Consider the following 2,391-nt stretch of genomic DNA (forward strand, 5'->3'; position numbering starts at 1 on the left):
ACATACTCCTGAGTCAAAATCGTCTCCAATTTCACCAGTTTTAATCCCCCTCATCAACCTCTGAATTTTTTAAAATCTACAGGCCTCTTTTCTAGGAAGGCGTTCTTTCCTTCTTCCGATTCTTTTGTATTGTAAAACATCGCTAAACTGCCCATCGATAGTTGAGAAATCCCTTGAATGTTGGCACTATCTGCATTAAAGGAATATTTGAGCATTTTTAGCGCAGTAGGACTCTTATCAAGGATCTTTCTTGCCCACTCCTCTGCTGCCTCGTGCAATTGTTCCGAGGCAACGATTTTGTTCACAAGTCCCATTTCCTTTGCTTCTTGTGCAGAATATTGTTCACATAAATACCAGATTTCCCTTGCTTTCTTTTCTCCGACAATTCGTGCTAAATAAGCTGAACCAAAACCTGCATCATAACTACCGACCTTTGGCCCACTCTGGCCAAATTTTGCCGTGTCAGATGCAATGGTTAGGTCACAAATGACATGCAGGACATGCCCGCCTCCGATGGCAAACCCATTAACCGCTGCAATGACCGGCTTAGGAATGTTGCGGATCGTTTGGTGCAGCGTTTCGATTTCCAGTCCCATTCCGCCTCCTAAACCACCCGAATGATTATATCCTCCTTCTTCTCCCTTTTCTTTTTGATCTCCACCTACACAAAATGCCTTCTCACCTGCTCCCGTCAGAATCACGATACCAACACGATTATCATCCCAAGCGTCGCGGAAAGCCCAAATTAATTCCTGAATGGTTCTGGCACGAAAAGCGTTATAAACTTTAGGTCTGTTCATTGTTATCTTTGCAATCCCACCATTTTTTTCATAGATTACATCTGTTAATTCCATCGTTTTCATTCCCTTCATTATCTTAGTGATTTGCCTTGTATCCCATCATTTCACTGTTAATTACGAACTTAATCGGTACCCAATACGACTGTGAATAATTTGAGTTTCTTCGTAATAGTTTACGTTTCAACAGAATGCAAAAATACCAATCCATTGGATTAATGAGAACGGAACTCCTTTCCTATAATGTCCTTTGCAATGACCATCATATTGGCTTGAGCAGTGCCATCACCAATTTCCAACCCAATCACATCACGCAAGCGTTGCTCAAGAGGCATTTCCTTCGTATAAGCATAATGACCATTCAACAGTAAACATTCATGGATAGCTTCTACACTATATTTAGGACCTAACCACTTAACGGAAGCCGATTCTTTACTATGATTCAGCCCTTGGTCACGAAGCCAAAGGCCTCGGTAGGCTTGCCACTTCACCAGTTCTAATTGGGTATGGTGGGTCACAAGTGGGAAGGAGACCCCTTGATATGTCGCCAACGGTTTACCAAATGAATGCCTGATTTTCACATATTCGATGGTTTCATCAATACTTTGTGAAGCGGTGCCCACACATTGCAGACCTATTAACAGCCGACTTAAATCGAACCCATTCATCACTTGGGAAAACCCTTTATTTTGAAGACCGATCATATACTCTTCCGGAATCTCGACATCTGTTAAATATATCGAACCTCTTCCAATGGGGATATTCCCCATGTCCGAGTACCCTCTACATTCAACACCCGGAATATCGGCAGGCACCATGAAAGCACTTATCCCACGATTTCCCCATTCAGGTTCCGTCTTTGCAAATAAAACAAAGGCATCTCCACACATAGCTACACTTATTCCAGACTTTTCTCCATTAAGCACATACTTATTTCCTTTATGTACAGCTGTTGTTTTAATTCCGCCCGCATCCGTACCGGCGGAAGGCTCCGTAATGGCAATGCCAACAATTTTTTCACCACTTGAAATTTGGGGAAGCCACTCCTTTTTCAGTTCCTCGCTAGCGTGATTATTGATAATTTCACCGATTAATGCATTCAACATCACCGCGTAAGTTAGATTGAAATCACCACGGCCTATCTCCTCAGCAGCTATCCCCGTTGTCACACAATCCGCACCGCTTCCGCCATATTCCACTGGAATCCGAAGGCCATTAACGCCAAGTTCTCCCAGATTTTTCCACAAGTGTTTTGGAGTAATCTCTTCGCGATCCCATTTTGTATAATGTGGAAGCAACTCTTCCTTCGCAAATTCTTTCAATATTTTACGAAAATAATCTTGCTCTTCCGTAAAAGAAAAATTCAGCACATCATTACCCCCTTGATTAATTACTAATTTATCTGAACCATATTTAAAACATTCTACGAAACATGATACCTCTTACATGACAAACTATTATTGCAAGTTGTGTGCCAACTTGAATTCGCTACAAATTTGGCTATAGTTTCCAAAACCTTTCGCATCTTTGCATTTTTTCTCATTTCTGCAAATCAAATTTGCGAAACTTCACAAAAAAACACACACTTTATAAT

Annotated in this window: 2 protein-coding genes; both read right to left on the reverse strand. The window is 41.4% G+C overall.

All coding sequences use genetic code 11. The annotated features are described in order from the left end of the window. Positions 1-53: 53 nt before the first annotated feature. Positions 54-854: a 1,4-dihydroxy-2-naphthoyl-CoA synthase gene (gene menB, locus ACFVSH_RS25510; RefSeq protein ID WP_260286159.1), complete on the reverse strand. Its 801-nt coding sequence runs from the start codon at positions 852-854 to the stop codon at positions 54-56. 158 nt (positions 855-1,012) lie between these two features. Beyond that, a complete protein-coding gene (locus ACFVSH_RS25515; protein WP_387708555.1) occupies positions 1,013-2,167 on the reverse strand; it encodes an acyl-CoA dehydrogenase family protein in 1,155 nt (384 codons plus the stop codon). Positions 2,168-2,391: the final 224 nt, after the last annotated feature.

This window comes from Peribacillus sp. NPDC058002, from assembly GCF_042886655.1.
Taxonomy (GTDB): Bacteria; Bacillota; Bacilli; order Bacillales; family DSM-1321; genus Peribacillus; species Peribacillus aracenensis.